Below are 18,275 nucleotides of genomic sequence, written 5' to 3'. Positions count from 1 at the left end.
AGCATGCCAAATTCAAATTCTAAGCAATCAGGCTTCAATCCTTCACGGATTTTTATCCTGCGACCCGTCGCAACTTCGCTTTTAATGGTAGCCTTACTATTGGTAGGTATTCTGGCTTACCGGTTACTACCGGTATCTGCATTACCTCAAGTTGATTATCCAACCATACAGGTGGTTACATTATATCCAGGAGCAAGTCCTGAAGTCATGACCTCAGTCATTACAGCCCCTTTGGAACGTCAATTTGGTCAGATGCCTGGACTTACACAAATGTCTTCCAGCAATTCCAGTGGTGCATCCGTCATCACTTTACAATTTAATTTGCATCTTGAACTGGATATTGCCGAACAAACAGTACAGGCTGCCATTAATGCAGCAGCCAGTTTTCTGCCTACGGATTTACCGCAAGCGCCTATCTATAGCAAAGTAAATCCGGCTGACACACCAATCATGACACTCGCAGTTAGCTCTAATTCATTACCCTTATACAAAGTAGAAGACCTGATTGACACTCGACTCGCACAAAAAATTGCACAGTTGCCGGGTGTAGGTTTAGTTAGTTTGAGCGGAGGCCAACGTCCTGCGGTCAGAATTCAAGCTAATCACAAAGCACTTTCTGCCTATGGCATCAGTTTGGAAGATTTGCGCTCGGCTATTGCCGCCGCCAATGTCAATCAACCGAAAGGCATGTTTAATGGCCCATTGCGTTCAGCCATTATTGATAGTAACGATCAATTACATTCTGCCGTTGAATATCGCGATTTGGTTATTGCTTATCGTAACGGAGGACCGGTACGTTTAACCGAAGTAGCAAAAGTGGTTGATGGTGCGGAAAACACTCGACTCTCGGCATGGACAAATGATAAGGCATCCATCATCGTTAACATTCAACGTCAACCCGGTGCAAATGTCATAGAAGTAGTTGATCGTATTAAAGCACTGTTACCAGAATTGCAAGCATCTCTGCCAGTCAGCATAGAAGTTTTACCACTGACTGATCGTACCATCACCATTCGTGCTTCGGTACACGATGTACAATTCGAATTACTGCTAGCAGTCGCGCTGGTCGTTATGGTGATTTTTTTATTTCTGCGCAATATTCCGGCCACCATTATTCCGGGTATTGCAGTGCCAGTATCTTTGGTAGGCACTTTTGCCGTAATGTACATAGCCGACTTTAGTATTAACAATCTGACTTTAATGGCATTAACCATTGCGACTGGGTTTGTCGTGGACGATGCCATTGTGGTGATTGAAAATATTTCCCGTTATATAGAACGAGGGGAATCACCTCTAAAAGCAGCATTAAAAGGTTCTGAACAAATTGGCTTTACTATTATTTCTCTAACCTTTTCTTTAGTTGCCGTATTAATTCCATTGTTATTTATGGGCGATATTGTCGGACGGCTATTTAGAGAATTTGCCATTACCCTCGCAGTTGCTATTTTAATTTCTGCCCTAGTCTCACTAACATTAACACCCATGATGTGTGCAAAGCTGTTGCGTCCAGAGCAACAACACGAACAACAGAGCAAAAACAATTGGTTCGAAACACTAATTGCAGGTTATGGACGGTCATTGCAATGGGTGCTAAACAGACAAGTACTAACTATGTGTGTGTTTTTTACCACCGTTTTATTGACTGTAGTCTTATATATTGTCATTCCGAAAGGATTTTTTCCGATACAGGATACCGGAATTATTCAAGGCATTTCTGAAGCGCCACAAGACGTATCATTTACGGCAATGGCAAATTACCAACAACAAATGGCTGCCATTATTCTGAATGATCCGGCTGTAGAAAGTTTATCGTCGATTATTGGTGTTGATGGCATTAATAGTACCCCCAACAGTGGTCGATTTTTAATTAATCTTAAACCAAAAGCTGAACGCTTAATTTCGGCTAGTGAAGTGATAGACCGTCTAAAAACAAATCTAAGCAAACAATCAGATTTTAAATTATTTCTACAACCTGTTCAGGACTTGACAATGGAAAACCGTGTCAGTCGTACCCAATATCAATTTACCCTGGAATCTGCAAATCTTGAAGAGTTGAATAGCTGGACGCATAAACTAGTGGAATGGGTACAAGAGCAACCCGCATTTAGTGATGTTGCAAGTGACGTGCAGGATCAGGGTCAACAAGTTTACGTCAAAATTGATCGAAGTACCGCCAGTCGACTGGGAGTCAGTACTTCTGCGATCGATAACGCACTCTATGACGCCTATGGACAGCGTTTGGTATCTACCATTTTCACTCAATCCAATCAGTATCGGGTAGTCCTGGAGGTGGATCCAAGTGAACAAATAACGCCGAATATGCTCAATGATTTACGTATTCCATCTACCAACGGCACCCAAGTACCCTTGTCTGCCATTGCGGAATTATCTATTCAACCCACACCCCTTTCAATCAATCACTTGAATCAATTTCCGGTTTCCACACTCTCGTTTAATCTGGCTAAGGGCAGTTCTTTAGGTGATGCGGTGCAAACCATCGAACGAGGCAAACAAGAAATTGGTTTGCCGTTAAGTGTGCATACCAGTTTTCAAGGTGCTGCACTAGCCTTTAAAGCCTCATTAACTAACACGTTATGGTTAATTTTGGCCGCTATTGTTACGGTTTACATTGTATTGGGCGTCTTATATGAAAGTTATATACATCCTGTTACTATTTTATCTACCTTACCGTCCGCCGGTGTCGGCGCGTTGGTAGCACTAATGCTGTCAGGCACCGACCTAGATATCATTGGTATTATCGGTATCATTTTGCTGATTGGCATCGTTAAGAAAAATGCCATTATGATGATCGATTTTGCCCTGGAAGCTGAGCGTAAACAGTTTATGTTGCCCGCTGAGGCCATTTATCAGGCTTGCGTATTACGATTTCGCCCAATTTTAATGACTACTTTAGCAGCACTACTAGGTGCATTACCCTTAATGATTGGTACTGGAGTAGGTTCAGAATTACGTCACCCGTTGGGCTTATCCATGGTAGGTGGTTTACTGTTAAGTCAATTATTAACTTTATACACCACGCCAGTCATCTATTTGTGGATGGATAAATTAGCCAAAAATGTTGCTGGTTGGTTAAAGCTAAAACCCATTGATGAACAAACAAATACGGATTTGAATCCCTGATGAACATCTCCGCACTATTTATTAATCGGCCCGTAGCCACCAGCCTGCTAACGCTTGCCATTACCTTGGCCGGTGCCCTGGCATTTCTAAATCTGCCAGTGTCATCTTTGCCACAGGTTGACTTCCCAACCATTACCGTACAATCCAACTTGCCTGGCGCAAGTGCCGAAACTATGGCAGCAACCGTAGCTACACCACTGGAGCGAGCGCTTGGCCGTATTGCTGGCATTAATGAAATGACTTCAACCAGCTCACTCGGCTCTACACGTATCACAATGCAATTTGATCTGGCGCGTGATATTTATGGTGCGGGCCGAGATGTTCAGGCAGCTATTAACGCTGCAGCCACTTTGTTACCAACAGGCTTACCATCACGCCCCAGTTATAGACGTGATAATCCTGCTGACTCACCCATCTTGATTCTGGCACTCACCTCTGAAAAATTTGATCGTGGTCAGATGTATGATCTCGCCTCAACAATTCTGGCACAAAAAATTTCGCAAATTTCCGGTATCAGTCAGGTACAAGTGGGCGGTGCAGCCTTGCCCGCAGTGCGCCTGGATCTCAATCCAAATGCTTTGACCAAATACGGTATCGGACTGGAGGATGTTCGTAACACTATCAGCCAAACCAATATTAACCGCCCCAAAGGCGTCATAGAGAATGCTGAACAGCGCTGGCAAATACAAGCTAATGATCAGGCACGCCTGGCTAAAGACTATATGCCATTGATTGTCAGTTACAAAAACAATGCCCCAGTCAGAATATCCGACTTGGGAGACGTAACAGATTCTGTAGAAGATTTGCGCAATACCGGGCTAAAAAATGGTAAACCCTCTGTATTACTCATACTCAAAAAACAACCTGCTGCCAATGTCATAGAAACAGTAGATCAAGTATTGGCACTCGTACCGGAATTAAAAGCCAGCCTACCCAATAGTGTGGATCTATCTGTGGTGGTAGATCGCTCGTTGACCATTCGTGCATCAGTTCGCGAAGTTGAACATAGTTTATTTATTGCGATTGGATTGGTCATGCTGGTAGTGTTACTGTTTTTACAGGATTTACGCTCTACCCTAATCCCCATCGTTTCCGTGCCGGTTTCACTAATTGGTTCCTGTTTAGTGATGTATTTTCTGCACTATAGCTTGAACAATCTATCTTTAATGGCACTAACCATAGCAACAGGTTTTGTGGTTGATGATGCTATCGTGGTGGTTGAAAATGCAAAACGGCATATTGAAAATGGCATAAAACCCTACAAAGCAGCACTGATGGCTAGCAAAGAAGTCAGTTTTACCGTACTCGCCATGAGCGTTTCTCTGGTCGCTGTGTTCTTGCCGATTTTACTGATGGGTGGCGTGGTGGGGCGTATTTTCAGGGAGTTTGCCGTTACCCTGTCAGCATCGGTACTGGTATCATTACTCATTTCTTTGACCACCACACCCATGCTCTGTGCACGCTGGTTAAGTAAGGAAAATCCTAATCCTGGTCGTTTTTTTTATGGTATTAGTCGATCCATTGAACGCGTACAGAAATTTTATGAACAGTCACTAAACTGGGCGCTAAGGCATAGCCGCATTATGTTGCTACTATTGTTTGGCACCATCGGCCTAAATTTTTATTTATACATCAACATAGAAAAAGGATTTTTTCCCACCCAAGACGGTGGCCGATTAATTGGCGGCATTCAAGCTGATCAAGGCGTTTCATTTTGGGCATTACAGAAAAAATTGTTCGAATTTGCCGCCATTATCAAACAAGACCCAGCCGTAAGCAATGTGGTGGGATTTGCGGGTGCCCAACAAAATACCAATAGTGCCGACCTATTTACCGTATTGAAACCTCATGAGGAACGCGAACCCATTGAACAAGTCATGGAACGTTTGCGTGACAGTTTAAAACGTATTCCCGGTGCAAGAATACATTTATTTCCGGCACAGGAGTTACGTATTGGCGGAAGACCATCACCCAGTATGTTTGATTACGCATTGCAATCCGATGATCTGGATTTACTGCGTACCTGGACACCTAAAGTTGTCGAGGCCATGTCAAAATTACCAGAACTCAGTGATGTCAATACCAATCAACAGGATCATGGGCAACAAATTGGCCTAGTGGTAAACCGCGATGCTGCCGCCCGTTACGGAGTGACGCAAGCCATGATAGATGCCAGTTTAAATGATGCATTTGGGCAAAGACAGGTTTCTGTTATCTATAACCCCCTCAATCAATATCATGTGGTGATGGAATTGGCACCGGAATACTGGCAAAGTCCAGAAGCGCTGAAACAGATATTTATTAGTGTGCCAGCATCAAACTCAAAATCAGGGGCTCAGATACCCGCTCATCAGGTACCGTTGGCGAGCATAGCCAACTTTTCTCCCACCAGCACACCATTAACAGTGAATCATCAAGGGCAATTTGCCGCAGCAACTATTTCCTTTAATCTTAAAGAAGGCATATCATTATCTGATGCCACAAAAGCTATTGAAAAATCGATGATTTCTATCGGTTTACCCACCAGTTTAAAAGGTAGCTTTCAAGGCTCTGCGAAAGCTTTTAAAGACTCCTTACGAAACCAACCCTGGCTGATTCTGGCGGCACTAGTGAGTATTTATCTGGTACTGGGCATACTCTATGAAAGTTATATTCATCCACTAACCATACTCTCAACGCTACCTTCAGCGGGTGTTGGCGCCCTATTGGCCTTAATGGCTTGTGATACAGAATTCAGCATAATAGCCTTAATTGGTGTAATTTTACTGATCGGCATAGTCAAAAAAAATGCCATTATGATGATCGATTTTGCTTTACATGCTGAACGCACAGAAGGTTTGAGTTCTCGCGATGCCATTTTTAAGGCTTGTATACTGCGCTTTAGACCCATATTGATGACCACTTTAACCGCGCTGTTTGGTGCCCTGCCCTTGGCGCTAGGCTCGGGCTATGGTGCTGAATTACGCCAACCCCTAGGGATTTCAATAGTCGGTGGTTTAGTTTTTAGTCAATTACTTACGCTATACACCACTCCGGTAGTTTATTTATATCTGGATCGATTTCGTTTAAGTTTTCGTACCCGTTTTACCCACTCTGCATCCGTTCACCCTGCAGATACATCAGCTTAAAATTCGTCTATGTGCGCATGAAATTTCGTCCCAACAAAACTTTACTTTATACCGTTATAGCCACCAATCTAACAGCTTGCATGATGGGTCAGGATTATGTCCGTCCACCGCTAACCACGCCAACTGATTTTAAAGAAGCAAAAGGCTGGAAACAAGCGCAGCCCCGCGATAATGTGGTACTGGGTAACTGGTGGGAAATTTTTGCAGATCCCAAACTAAATGAGTTGGAAGAACAAGTAGCCAAAGCTAATCAATCCTTGGCAAAAGCTGAAGCGCAATTCCGTCAAGCAGAACACTTGGTATTATCGTCACAATCGTCCTTATTTCCGGTCGGCACGGGTACTGGGCAGTTTAATCGCTTTGTCGCTGCCAGTGGTACCAGTGTGGCTCCTGCCGGGGTTAGAAACCTCATTGGTAATGCAATATCCATGACCTGGCAACCGGATTTATGGGGTGGAGTACGGAGACAAATTGAAGCCAATACTGAATCTGCACAAGCCAGTGCAGCCACTATGCAGGCCTTACAACTATCCCTACAAGCCAGTCTGGCCGCTGATTATTTTCAATTAAAAATACTGGATGAACAAAAGAGATTGTTAGATGAAAATACTGCCGCTTATACAAAAACTCTGGATATTACCCGTAACCGGTATGGTGCAGGTGTGGCCGCTAAAAGCGACGTAGCCCAGGCCGAAGCACAATTGGAAGCCGTTCGCGCTCAGAACATCAACCTAGGCATACAACGCGCTCAACTTGAGCATGCGGTTGCAGTACTGATAGGCAAAGCCCCCGCCGAATTAAGCCTGTCTAACGATCTATTAAACGTGCAAGTTCCTGCTATTCCGGTGGAATTACCTTCCGAACTATTGGAAAGACGGCCCGACATTGCCGTTGCGGAACGCCAACTGGCTGCCACCAATGCCTTAATCGGTGTTGCGAAAGCCGCATATTTTCCGACTCTGAACCTGAGTGCCACCGATGGTGTGCAGAGTGGTTTTTTAAATTTAAATACGTTGTATTCGCTGGCTAAAAATTATTGGTCATTTCCTGCTGCGGGAGCAATAACATTGTTTGATGGTGGCGCAAAAAATGCCCAGTATAAACAGGCAATAGACAATTACGAAGCCAATGTCGCCAATTACAGGCAAACAGTGTTAACCGCATTTCAACAAGTGGAAGACAATCTGGTGGCTTTACGCATCCTCGCCGACGAAATCGAGGTACAGAATAGAGCGGTTGCCGCTGCAAACGAAGCGTTAATGCTGACTATTAATCAATACAAAGCCGGAACAGTCAATTATATCAATGTTATGACCGCACAAACCAATGCATTGAATAATCAGGTAACCGCAGTACAACTGAAAGGCTCTCGTTTAACGGCTTCTGTACAGTTAGTCACCGCACTGGGTGGTGGCTGGGATCTAAAAAAAGTGCCTAACTCCGATCAGATTGGCGGTGAAATCAAATGGACCGATTATTTGATCATTCCAGGTATGGACCAGGGAAAAAGCGAAAACACCTTTACAAATCCGTTTAGCGATATGCTGCAATTCCATTTTTTACCTTAATTAAACAATGATTGACTTTAATCTGTGGGATACGGTTAAAACCTATTCCAACTTATGAAAATAAACACTTTTTTGAATACGCTTTATGGCTTTTCTGATCAAGAAATTATCGTATGGAAGAGTTTTCGTTGGTAGATATAAGGTTAACTATCTAATCCCTTGTAATAAGTTATGACAAAATATAAAGGTTCGTGCCATTGTGGAAGAGTTCGCTTCGAAATCGAAGCAGAAATAGATCATGTGCGTGTTTGCGATTGCTCTATTTGTAAGAAACGGGGGGCATTGAATCACAGGATTCCAAAAGAGAATTTAAATTTGCTTACCCCATGGGATGATCTTGTTTTGTATCAATGGGGAAGTAAAACCGCGAAAGATTTCTTTTGTCCCTCTTGCGGCATCCTACCATTCAGACGCCCAAGTGATCCAACACCTGAAGAAATTCTCGAAGGCTCGAAGCCTTTCGATGGATGGGCAGTCAATGTCCGGTGCTTGGAAGGTCTAGATTTGGAATCGATTCCCATAAAAAAAATTTATGGAAGCAAAATCAAACACCATGCATAACATAAGTCCATAAGCCGCAATCATAATAGTGGTTACCCATAGGGCGTCAATAGCGAAAAGTATTGCGCAGAATGATCGAAGACACCTGCGCAATACGGCTTCACCTATTACGACCTATTCCTGCTTATCGAGTTGTAAATATATTAAAAACTTATTAAAAAATAGGAACCAACATCGTGCAGACCCGTACCCACATTCGATTCAGCTCAGTTACGATAAATGGTGTACGGGTAAAACTAATACCTATTGCTGATCAATATGCGGACATAATTTTTAAAGAGTTTACTGATGAAATAACGCAGTTTATGGTTCCATCAACACCTACTCATATTAATCAGATTTACGAGTTTATTCGAGCAAGTAATAAAAAGATGGAAGAGAACACTGATTTAACTTTTGCAATTCTTGATAATACATCGGATGAATTCTTGGGCGTTTGTGGGCTTCATGGAAAGCCTTCCCCAGACGAACCCAGCTTGGGTATATGGCTAAAAAAACAAGCTCATGGTAATCGTTTCGGTCAAGAGGCCATAAAAATTCTGGCTAATTGGGCCAGAGAAAATCTGATTTTCAGTTTTATGGTATATCCTTGCGACAGAGATAATATACCCAGCAGGAAAATTGCAGAAAAATTAAACGGCAGAATATTTAGAACTGGCAAAGTAACAAGTATGTCAGGTCGAATCCTTAATGAAGTTGCATATAAAATCGTTTAGATTGTTTTCTAACAATACTCTCGTTCCGAAAAAAAGGGGTCGTGTTGAATAAACTCAAAATCAACACACTCAATTTTAATACATCTCGCATGGTAAACATCAGTTCAAGAAATTACCAGCAAACAAAATTTCTACCAACAATCAATTGCATCCACAACAACAGCAAGTGCACATGGCTTGCTGATTTTTGAACAATCCCATTTAGCTATCGCGCAATATTTTACTTAAGCTACATCTGAAGCCTACAAATATTATAAATCCACTAAGTCTTAATAAATAAAGTCTTACCAATAAATAGCATCTATCTCAATGCACAAATAATAAGATTGGCTTATTTTTTGCTGTTACTAATCGGTTAAAACCTTAAATGGAGCAACGAAACAGCTTCCGGCTTTGATTTTATTAAACATTACTGTAATTACATTCCGCGTTTTTCAAAAACTGTTAAAAAGCTGACGAATTGGCTTTTGGCTATGGGATTTCTTGGCTGAGTTGTGCCATGCGTAGATTGGGTTACGCTCTATCGAGCCACCCCCAACCACCTAAAGAGATCAATAACTGGGTAAGTAGTTACACATTAACCATTTAATAAAAATACGCTGATTCGATGTGCTTCGTCGTGGGACAAAAAATTAGTTTCAATAACACTTTGGAGTGATTTATGCGTACAAACAGCAAGTTATTTGGCATTCTTGCATTAATGACTGCTTTCTGCCATGTGGTTCCAGCACAGGCTCATCATGCCTTCTCAGCGGAATTTGATGCAGAGCAGCCGATTGAATTGAAAGGCGTTGTCACTAAACTGGAACTGGTTAATCCACATAGCTGGCTATATCTAGATGTTAAACAAAATGACGGCAGTGTTGCTAATTGGGGATTTGAATTCGGCGCCCCATTCAGTTTGAAAGAAAAAGGTATCACTAAAGCCAGCCTACCGATTGGCAGCGAAGTCAGCATTCAGGGCTTTCGTGCCAAAAATGGCAAAAGTTTCGGCTATGCTGTCACCACCATACTGGCAGATGGTAGAAGTGTTAAAACGGGTGGCGCACAGGATGCGCCCGGTGCTCAGCCAGCAGCACAATAAACGAACCGTAACTGATTCGTTACACAAGGAGAACATTACTTGAATATACTATCGATGAAACCATCGTCACATAACGCCTGCCTCGGCATTATGCGGCTACTAGCTGCCAGTTTTATACTGTCAATGCTATGGACCAGCATTGTTTCAGCGGCAGACAAAAAAATTCCACGTTTAGCCAACGGCAAACCCGATTTCTCAGGTATCTGGCAAACCACCAGCGCCGCCGACTACGATCTTGAGCCGCATGGCAATCGTGCCGATGCTCCGCCAAGCGCAGGTATCGTAGAAGGGAAATTTATTCCCTATCTGCCAAAAGCTCTGGAACAAAAGCAGAAAAACTTCGCTGCCCGCACTACTAACGATCCCGCTTTAAAAGGCTATACCTTAGGTGTACCGCGCGGCATTTACTATCCAGAACCGTTTCAGATTTTCCAACGCAAACAAGATCTGACTCTGGTGCATCAGTTTGGACACTCGGTACGAAGCATTCATACCGACGGAACAGATCACCCCAAAGATCCTTATGACTGGTGGCTTGGTGATTCAAGAGCTCATTGGGAGGGCGACACGCTAATCGTTGATGTTAAACACTTTAATGATAAAACATGGTTTGACCATGCTGGCAACTTTCATAGTGATGCACTGCATGTCATCGAAAAATGGACTTTTCTGGATGCCAATACTATCGAGTACAAGGCCACGATTGAAGATCCCAATGTATTTAGCAGGCCATGGGATATCGATGTAATTCTACACAGACACCGGGAAAAAGACTTTCAGCTAATAGAAGATTACCGCTTTACGCTGGATTACGACCAATATTATCCGCCAAAGCCCGGCGCACAATGATGAATTCTATCGAACACATTTTGAGGATTATATGAACCACAGTAAGATTCATCTACTTATAGGCCTGTCGGAAGCAATAGCAGCAATACTGCTAATCACGCCTATGATAGGTATGGCGGCAGAAGATATCAAGAAACCGACTACGGAGCCAGCCGCTACGCAAAGACCGCTAAGCTTAGGCGGCCCCGGAATTCAGCAGGAACACAGTTTTGCTGCGATTAGCTCGGGCAAATGGACCGGCCCACGCTTGGCAGATGGACAACCGGACGTACAAGGCCATTGGTCAAACACCATCGCTAACCATGATAATTTTACCGACCCGCAAGGCGGCATCCCCAACGACCCCAATCCCAATCGTCGAGCTAAAGGTCCGCGAGAGCAACGCGCACCCAGCCGCGTTAGTGATCCTGGAGATGGGCAAGTGCCTTTCCAACCCTGGGCATTGGAGAAAGTTAAAGAGTTTCAGGCAAATTTCAATAACCCAATCAAACCTCAATACATTGAACCTTTAGCACGTTGTGCGCCAGCCGGTGTACCCAAATCGCTGTATTGGCATGGCTATGAAATCAATCAATATCCTGGCTATGTAGTGTTTTTGTTCAACTCTGGCACGCGTATCATTCATCTGGGTGACAAACCACATTTGCCGGAGAGCATAAAACTATGGAATGGCGACTCACGCGGCCATTGGGAAGGCAATACCTTAGTGGTAGATGTCGCCAATCACAACGGCAAAGCTTTGTTTGGCCGCTCTGGCGAATTCATCAGTGAAAACGGCCATATTCAGGAACGCTACATTTTTAGCAATGAGCAACGCGACCGTTATAATTACGAAGCGGAATTGACCGATCCTAGCGTTTATACCCGACCATTCACTATCACAATTCCCGCCCGCAAGTGGACCGAAAAAGACAAGCCCAATGGCTGGCATTTCGAGGTAGAACCCGCCACGCATGCAGGCAAAGAAATCATCCTTGATCAGTATGAACGCATTTGCGCAGAAAACAATGGCGGATTTGGCTTGGTCGCGGAAGAAGGAAAAAAATAAGCATGCTGTCCTTGTTCAATATCCTATTACACAATATCGGCTCGTCTAAGCGGCATGCGACAAATCCCATACGGCAGAAAATATGACGCTAATCGAATTTTCTCAATTACTCTACGATTCTGAAATAGGTACGGGGCTGCGTGAATCCGTGTACGCATTTCCTATCATAGAAGGCCTACACCTGATTGGACTAAGCTTATCTGTTGGCCTGATTTTGTTCGTTGACTTGCGACTAATGGGCTATTTTTTAGCGGATGTAGCAGTCGAGAATATCATGCAGCCGCTCAGACCCTGGTTGTTAGGCGGCTTTGCCACCACCATTGCTACTGGCATTTTGCTGTTTATTGCGGCGGCCTCCAAAATCATTCTGCTTACAGTGTTTATCTATAAATTGATTTTCATTGCCCTGGCAGGTCTTAATGCGGGGTGGTTTGAATATCGCTGGGGACGGCGTGTTAACGAATGGAGTACACAATCAATTTTACCCAAAGGTGTTCGCATCGCAGGCATTACCTCGCTAACCTTGTGGAGTCTGGTTGTAATTGCCGGCCGCCTGATCCCATATTTAAGTTACCAATAACACCCATTACTGGGGTTATATTAAGGAAAGCACGTCATGTCTACATTTGAAATATTCAAAATCATACAGACCAGCAGTATAGGCCGGGCAATCGGCGGTCTGGATCACCTTTTTTGCGCCGCCATCGAACTGGCACATATCCTCGGCATGCTGCTAGTGCTTTCGTCTGTCATACTGGTGAGCCTGCGTTTACTGGGACTTGGCTTGCACAACCAATCGCTTACCAGACTCTACCGTGCAACCTCTGGTTTTATATGGGCCGGATTAGGATTACTCGTTATATCAGGCCTGCTGATTTTTATACCTGCGGCCACTAGCTACTATCCCAATGAATTCTTCTGGATCAAGTTCATTCTGCTTGGACTGACCCTGCTAATTCATTTGACGGTATTCCGCAACATTAGCCTAGCGGATATGCCAAATTCCATTGCATCCAAACTCACCGCGTTACTCAGCTTGAGCCTATGGTTTGGTGTGGCTTTCGCCGGACGTTTTATCGGATTTTTTTAATTTAATGCCAATTATCAGCCAAGAAACGATAACCAATCTCCCCACATTTAGAGATATTACTTTGAAAATAAAACAGATTTTTCCAGCCATTCCATTTGCCGCATTGCTGGCCGCCTGTTCCCAATCGTCTCCGCCGTCGGCAACGCTATTCAAACCCATCGCCACACTGCAAGATATCATGCAGTCAATTATCGATCCGAATGTCGATTTTGTCTGGAACGCCGTATCCTCTGTTAGCACCGCAGAAGGTACGCAAGAACACCGTCCCGAGACGGACGAAGAATGGGAACAACTTAGACAACACGCGCTCACCCTAGCCGAAGCGGGCAACCTATTGTTGATAGAAAACCGAATTGTAGCGCATCAGAATGCCAACACCTCTTCTGGTGGCGCAGAACTCAATTCGCAAGATATTCAAAAACTTATCGAAAGCAATCGCGAAGATTATGTTCAACGTGTACATTCACTACAAAATGCTACAGAATTGGTCCTGGCAGCGATTGATAAAAAAAATGCGGATGAATTGGAAAAAGCGGGTGGTGATGTGGAACACGCCTGCGAACAATGCCATTCACAATTTTGGTATCCTAATGACAAACGACCTAAATAAATCTTTTATTGTTAGTAATTACTCAGAATCAATTCTTAAAAGTATAATAGTCAGCTAATCAATATCAAAAGCCAAAATTATTAGCACTTGCATATGCATGAACAATACTCTGAGCAATGACTATTACTTTAAACTTAAGCCTTTGTCGCACAATACGACTGGATATCAATAAAGCAAAAGTCAATCTACAGATTAACGTAAATCAGGTTATAAATCCGATTCAATCGATTTTAAAATCTTCAAAAAATAATCACTATCGGAATGATGTTGAATAGGGAAGCAATGAATGTTTAGATCTACTAAAGAATGTAATATACATCCGCAAAACGAAACTATAGTCGCTCGACGAAACTTTTTTAGTCGCCTGGCTTTTGGGGTGGCTGCGTCGATAGCGTTGCCGAATGTTGTGCAAGCTGCGAAAAATACCGCTGAGAATACTAAAATAAACCATCAAGCGGCCAAAAAAGCGGTGCGATTACCTAAACACACAACTCAACAAGCGAATAATGCCAGCAGAATTGCAACCTCTAGCAGTAAAAAGGCAACTTCCGAACAAAAGCACTTGAATGTCTCTGGTGCGGATCACCCTCATGCACAACACAACAACCGAGTAAAGACTGTTTACAACAGTAAAACTCAGGTACCACCGAATAAAAACCATACTCAGGTTGAGAACGGCAGATCGCACTCGATTATTCAACCCAGAGCAAAAACTTCGATGAGTAACTCAGCCTCAAATTCTGTGCTACAAAAGGATCACGTACAGTTGATCACGCAGCGCTCATTGGCATTTCAAAATCCGCATACAGGCGACAAATTAAGCCTGACTTATTATGAACAAGGCCGTTATCTGGACGATGCACTAAACGAAATAAGCTTTTTGCTACGTGACCACCACTCTGGCGAAGTACACCCTATCGACCCCGAACTCTTGGATCAATTACATGAAATAAAGCAAATGCTGGGGTTAAAGCAACCGTTTGATATAGTTTGCGGTTATCGATCACCGTTGACTAATGCAAAACTGCATGCCGAAAGTGTTGGCGTAGCAAATAATAGTTTCCATATTCACGGTCGGGCAATCGATATTCGTATCGAGCGTTACAGTCTAAGTCGTATCCACAATGCTGCACTGGCTATGCATCGAGGCGGCGTTGGCTATTATCCAGAATCTAACTTTATCCACTTAGACACAGGGACATTCAGAAACTGGACACTATAGGGAACTTCGAAAAACCTGGCTTTTGTGCTTAAATAGGCTCAGCACGAACGATAAGTTATTGATACATAAATACCACCGTTCGCCCTGAGCTTGTCGAAGGTTGGTTTTTCGAAGTACACTATAGATGCTTGCAGTGATTACAAAATGTTCCAACTACAAAAATTAAATTGTATTATTTAAACTTAAATTTCATTGGTTTCTACCAACTCACGCATGTAATCTGGCATTCGCATTGCGTCTGGCGGTAAATGCTCTGATTGAGCTATTCTGACAAGGTTTGTCGATAGGCTCCAGGTATTGCATCACCTTCACGCTCCAATTCTGTAACGGTAATACTATGCAGTTCACGAATAAAAAATTCGCTAAGCTCATCACCACTATGGAAATGTTCTTCAATATACGCCATAGCGACTTCAATATTGGTCATTTCACGTAATTGATCGGTAGGATTTTGCAGCCCCCCTCCAGCTTGCTTTCTACATAATCCACCAACGTTGCATGATTGCCCTCAATACGCACAGAACCCAAGCTCTCCAGCATGTGAAAAATCGCTTTCAGTTGAAAAAATACCTGTGGAAGGGTTGTACCCCCCAACTGCAAACGCCGTAAATGCTCCAACTCCGTCAATACATCCACCAATAGGGATTCGAATGCGGGGTTGAGCAAGGATAATTCATGGTGATTAAATTCAGGCATGGGTATTATTTTCTGTAAAGGCATATTTCAGGATCTTTAATACTCCAACATAAACCATTATTTTTCAATGCCTTACAGCTTTAATAGTAAAAGATAATCTCGAATAGAATATAAAATTATATTGATACGTTACTTAAGAGAACGGCGAAACGCAGCCTAACTTAAGGTTTAGCGTGTTGTGGGAAGGCACCAAAGGGTCATTGATTTAAATGGCGTCCCGGATACAATTTGAACGTACGACCCGCCCCTTAGGAGTAAGCAGATTACCTTTTCTGCATAATTCTAAATACCCTTATTATTTTGTTGATTTAAATAAATATATTAAGGGGAGCTTCGAAAAACCACCCTTCGACAAGCTCAGGGCGAACAGTGGTATTTATATATCAATAGCCTACCGTTCGTGCTGAGCCTGTCGAAGCACAAAAGCCAGGTTTTTCGAAGTTCCCTAAGGTTAGTGCCTCATAGCAGTTATCCCCATTGTTCTATAAAAACCCGTACTATTCTTGGCGCGATTACATCAAAATTACACAGAACATTGTGTGTATAAATTCATTGGCATAAGCGTAAAATCCAATCTTGAATCGTCTAAACTCTAATTTTCACCTTGTATTTACTCAAAAACAACACCATAACTTGACTAAACTTGACCAACATCTATAATGATTTTTATGCAAAATAAACTTAATCTAGACAATATTAGTCAAAAAATGACCCATAATGGGCTAACGCAAACAGCGTTAGCGAATCTGCTTGATGTCTCGAAAGAGGCAGTTTCTCAATGGCTAAGTCATAAAGCATTTCCAAGACCTAATAAATTATTGCAACTTGGCAAACAATTATCACTAAACTTTGATGAGTTAGTCATCAAAGAAAATACATATGAACCCGTTGTTGCTTTTCGTAAAATGAAAGGTACAAAAACGAAAGATCATCATATCGAAAAAGCCCAAGAAATGGGGCGCTTCCTTAAACATTTGGCTAACTATTTGCCGTTTGACACCTTGGAAATGCCGCCAATTCTAAAAAATCCGATCAATGATTATGATTATCTACAAAAGGTAGTTGAAAAAGTCCGAGCTGATATTCATGTTAGTCCTGAAGCAATAATAGATTTTCAGCATTTAATACGTCGTTTTAACGAACTGCAAGCCGTGTTGATTCCGATTTTATGGGGTAATAAGCAACGTCATGAGAACGCAGTACATATTTATCTACCAGACTCGGAAACGACTTGGATATATCTTAATCTTGATGTCAATATTCATGATTTTAAATTTTGGATGGCTCATGAATTAGGACACTGTTTAGCACCTAATCTTAAAGGCGAATTAGGTGAAGACTTTGCTGACGCATTTGCCGCAACGTTACTATTTCCAGAAATAAAGGCTAAGCAAGCATACAAGATTATTTCAAAATGTAAGACAGAATCAACAAGATGGCAAGCCATAAAAAAAATTGCTGAAGAAGAAACTATTTCACCTTACACTATTTTTTATCAAGTTAATGCTTTTGCTAACTATACGAATAACCCACCCATTGCATTAAAAACACTACATGCAAAGGTTAGCCTTTTTAACAATCAATATCAAAATGTCAGCCAATTGCTTTTTACTGACAACGAAAACATTACGGCTAAACACTATATAGAAACTGTAAAAGACGCTTTCTCAACCCCATTTTTTGATAGTTTAAGCACCTATCTTAAACAGCAAGAAAAAGGCTTTGGTTTTATTCAAGCTATTCTTGATATGCCGATACTGGATGCCCAGAGCATATATTCAGAGCTAAGCTAATGCCGCCGCAGTCCAAGATTCTGGTTGATACAAATGCTTATTTAAGGCTGGCAAAAACGATACGACCGTTATTATTTGTACCCTTTGGCGAAGAGCACTATTGTTTATACATTATCCCAGAACTCAATCAAGAACTAAGCAATAGACGCTTAGTATCAAGGTTTCCGTGGATAACAGAGAGTGAATATACTGAAAATCGCAAGCTTACCCCCACTCTCAGCAAGAATCAACGTCAGTCAATTGCCCAGACTTTTGACTTTATTTGGGATTATGTACAAACCGAATTTCCAGGTCCATCAAAAGTGGATGTCCGTTACCTCGCTTATGCCATAGAGCTTAATGTCCCAGTGGTCACTGATGATCAGGATATGACTAAACTCGCAGAAGTTTATGAAGTAAAGGTGATGTCAACGTTGCAATTACTCAAAATCATGTTTGATGCAAAGCATATAGATAAAAAAACCGTGACAGGTTTGGTAGAATTTTGGCGATACATTGGTGATAGACCTGCTAATCTGGAAGCAGACTATAAAAAATATTTCTCCTGACTAATGCTTCCTTTATTACCCGTAGTCTTCTGATTTCCTGCTTAACTGACTTCTTGGTAGGGGTTACTTCAATTAAATAGCGGTCGATCAATTCACCTAAGCAAGTATTATCAGCTTCTGATGTATCAATCAGGGTTCCAGTGTCTATCTTGGTTTCGATTGATCTAGCCAACTGTTTGAGCTAAGGGTTTACTAGGTAATGCTTTAGTGGTGGTAGGCTC

At 42.4% G+C, this 18,275-nt stretch carries 16 protein-coding genes; 14 read left to right on the top strand and 2 right to left on the bottom strand.

Annotated elements, in window-relative coordinates:
- Positions 1-3: 3 nt before the first annotated feature.
- The 12 genes from ABH008_RS06480 to ABH008_RS06425 all read left to right on the top strand — a co-directional run bounded on the left by ABH008_RS06480 (position 4) and on the right by ABH008_RS06425 (position 15,017).
- Complete coding sequence (locus ABH008_RS06480; RefSeq protein WP_347989040.1) at positions 4-3,141, top strand: MdtB/MuxB family multidrug efflux RND transporter permease subunit; 3,138 nt, start codon at positions 4-6, stop codon at positions 3,139-3,141.
- Positions 3,141-6,269: an efflux RND transporter permease subunit gene (locus ABH008_RS06475; RefSeq protein WP_347989039.1), complete on the top strand. Its 3,129-nt coding sequence runs from the start codon at positions 3,141-3,143 to the stop codon at positions 6,267-6,269. The genes ABH008_RS06480 and ABH008_RS06475 overlap by 1 nt, the downstream gene beginning before the upstream one ends.
- 17 nt (positions 6,270-6,286) lie before the next feature.
- Positions 6,287-7,837 (top strand): efflux transporter outer membrane subunit, encoded by a 1,551-nt coding sequence (locus tag ABH008_RS06470; RefSeq protein WP_347989038.1) that lies wholly within the window; start codon positions 6,287-6,289, stop codon positions 7,835-7,837.
- A gap of 171 nt (positions 7,838-8,008) precedes the next feature.
- Positions 8,009-8,398, top strand: a complete 390-nt coding sequence (locus tag ABH008_RS06465) for a GFA family protein (RefSeq protein ID WP_347989037.1) — start codon at positions 8,009-8,011, stop codon at positions 8,396-8,398.
- A 176-nt stretch (positions 8,399-8,574) separates the two neighbouring features.
- On the top strand, positions 8,575-9,114 hold the full coding sequence (locus ABH008_RS06460; RefSeq protein ID WP_347989036.1) for a GNAT family N-acetyltransferase: 540 nt from the start codon (positions 8,575-8,577) through the stop codon (positions 9,112-9,114).
- A 661-nt stretch (positions 9,115-9,775) separates the two neighbouring features.
- Entirely contained in the window at positions 9,776-10,198 is a 423-nt protein-coding gene (locus ABH008_RS06455; RefSeq protein WP_347989035.1) for a DUF6152 family protein, read from the top strand.
- 39 nt (positions 10,199-10,237) lie between these two features.
- A complete protein-coding gene (locus ABH008_RS06450; RefSeq protein ID WP_347989034.1) occupies positions 10,238-11,047 on the top strand; it encodes a hypothetical protein in 810 nt (269 codons plus the stop codon).
- A gap of 31 nt (positions 11,048-11,078) precedes the next feature.
- Positions 11,079-12,095: a hypothetical protein gene (locus tag ABH008_RS06445; protein WP_347989033.1), complete on the top strand. Its 1,017-nt coding sequence runs from the start codon at positions 11,079-11,081 to the stop codon at positions 12,093-12,095.
- An 82-nt stretch (positions 12,096-12,177) separates the two neighbouring features.
- The gene (locus ABH008_RS06440; RefSeq protein ID WP_347989032.1) at positions 12,178-12,675 is read left to right on the top strand and encodes a DUF6644 family protein; all 498 of its coding nucleotides are present in this window, start codon (positions 12,178-12,180) and stop codon (positions 12,673-12,675) included.
- Between the two features lie 36 nt (positions 12,676-12,711).
- Positions 12,712-13,185: a DUF6644 family protein gene (locus ABH008_RS06435; RefSeq protein WP_347989031.1), complete on the top strand. Its 474-nt coding sequence runs from the start codon at positions 12,712-12,714 to the stop codon at positions 13,183-13,185.
- 4 nt (positions 13,186-13,189) lie between these two features.
- Positions 13,190-13,795, top strand: a complete 606-nt coding sequence (locus tag ABH008_RS06430; protein WP_347989030.1) for a cytochrome c — start codon at positions 13,190-13,192, stop codon at positions 13,793-13,795.
- 286 nt (positions 13,796-14,081) lie between these two features.
- Positions 14,082-15,017, top strand: coding sequence for a secA translation regulator SecM (locus ABH008_RS06425; RefSeq protein ID WP_347989029.1), 936 nt, complete (start codon positions 14,082-14,084; stop codon positions 15,015-15,017).
- A 262-nt stretch (positions 15,018-15,279) separates the two neighbouring features.
- Here the strand turns inward: ABH008_RS06425 and ABH008_RS06420 are convergent, their stop codons facing one another.
- Positions 15,280-15,444: a hypothetical protein gene (locus tag ABH008_RS06420; protein WP_347989028.1), complete on the bottom strand. Its 165-nt coding sequence runs from the start codon at positions 15,442-15,444 to the stop codon at positions 15,280-15,282.
- Positions 15,441-15,737, bottom strand: a complete 297-nt coding sequence (locus tag ABH008_RS06415) for a hypothetical protein (protein WP_347989027.1) — start codon at positions 15,735-15,737, stop codon at positions 15,441-15,443. The genes ABH008_RS06420 and ABH008_RS06415 overlap by 4 nt, the downstream gene beginning before the upstream one ends.
- 644 nt (positions 15,738-16,381) lie before the next feature.
- Between ABH008_RS06415 and ABH008_RS06410 the strand changes: the two genes are divergently transcribed.
- Both ABH008_RS06410 and ABH008_RS06405 read left to right on the top strand, forming a co-directional pair.
- Entirely contained in the window at positions 16,382-17,506 is a 1,125-nt protein-coding gene (locus ABH008_RS06410; RefSeq protein ID WP_347989026.1) for a helix-turn-helix transcriptional regulator, read from the top strand.
- On the top strand, positions 17,506-18,054 hold the full coding sequence (locus ABH008_RS06405) for a DNA-binding protein (RefSeq protein ID WP_347989025.1): 549 nt from the start codon (positions 17,506-17,508) through the stop codon (positions 18,052-18,054). The genes ABH008_RS06410 and ABH008_RS06405 overlap by 1 nt, the downstream gene beginning before the upstream one ends.
- Positions 18,055-18,275 lie beyond the last annotated feature (221 nt).

Source organism: Methylomonas sp. AM2-LC (assembly GCF_039904985.1).
Classification (GTDB): domain Bacteria; phylum Pseudomonadota; class Gammaproteobacteria; order Methylococcales; family Methylomonadaceae; genus Methylomonas.
Note: the sequence above shows the minus strand (reverse complement) of the source record. Positions and strands in the feature narration are given on the sequence as shown.

Coding starts and splice junctions, on each gene's coding strand:
- ABH008_RS06480 (WP_347989040.1), top strand. CDS start 4: ATGCCAAATTCAAATTCTAAGCAATCAGGCTTCAATCCTTCACGGATT.
- ABH008_RS06475 (WP_347989039.1), top strand. CDS start 3,141: ATGAACATCTCCGCACTATTTATTAATCGGCCCGTAGCCACCAGCCTG.
- ABH008_RS06470 (WP_347989038.1), top strand. CDS start 6,287: ATGAAATTTCGTCCCAACAAAACTTTACTTTATACCGTTATAGCCACC.
- ABH008_RS06465 (WP_347989037.1), top strand. CDS start 8,009: ATGACAAAATATAAAGGTTCGTGCCATTGTGGAAGAGTTCGCTTCGAA.
- ABH008_RS06455 (WP_347989035.1), top strand. CDS start 9,776: ATGCGTACAAACAGCAAGTTATTTGGCATTCTTGCATTAATGACTGCT.
- ABH008_RS06445 (WP_347989033.1), top strand. CDS start 11,079: ATGAACCACAGTAAGATTCATCTACTTATAGGCCTGTCGGAAGCAATA.
- ABH008_RS06440 (WP_347989032.1), top strand. CDS start 12,178: ATGACGCTAATCGAATTTTCTCAATTACTCTACGATTCTGAAATAGGT.
- ABH008_RS06435 (WP_347989031.1), top strand. CDS start 12,712: ATGTCTACATTTGAAATATTCAAAATCATACAGACCAGCAGTATAGGC.
- ABH008_RS06430 (WP_347989030.1), top strand. CDS start 13,190: ATGCCAATTATCAGCCAAGAAACGATAACCAATCTCCCCACATTTAGA.
- ABH008_RS06425 (WP_347989029.1), top strand. CDS start 14,082: ATGTTTAGATCTACTAAAGAATGTAATATACATCCGCAAAACGAAACT.
- ABH008_RS06420 (WP_347989028.1), bottom strand. CDS start 15,444: ATGACCAATATTGAAGTCGCTATGGCGTATATTGAAGAACATTTCCAT.
- ABH008_RS06415 (WP_347989027.1), bottom strand. CDS start 15,737: ATGCCTTTACAGAAAATAATACCCATGCCTGAATTTAATCACCATGAA.
- ABH008_RS06410 (WP_347989026.1), top strand. CDS start 16,382: ATGCAAAATAAACTTAATCTAGACAATATTAGTCAAAAAATGACCCAT.
- ABH008_RS06405 (WP_347989025.1), top strand. CDS start 17,506: ATGCCGCCGCAGTCCAAGATTCTGGTTGATACAAATGCTTATTTAAGG.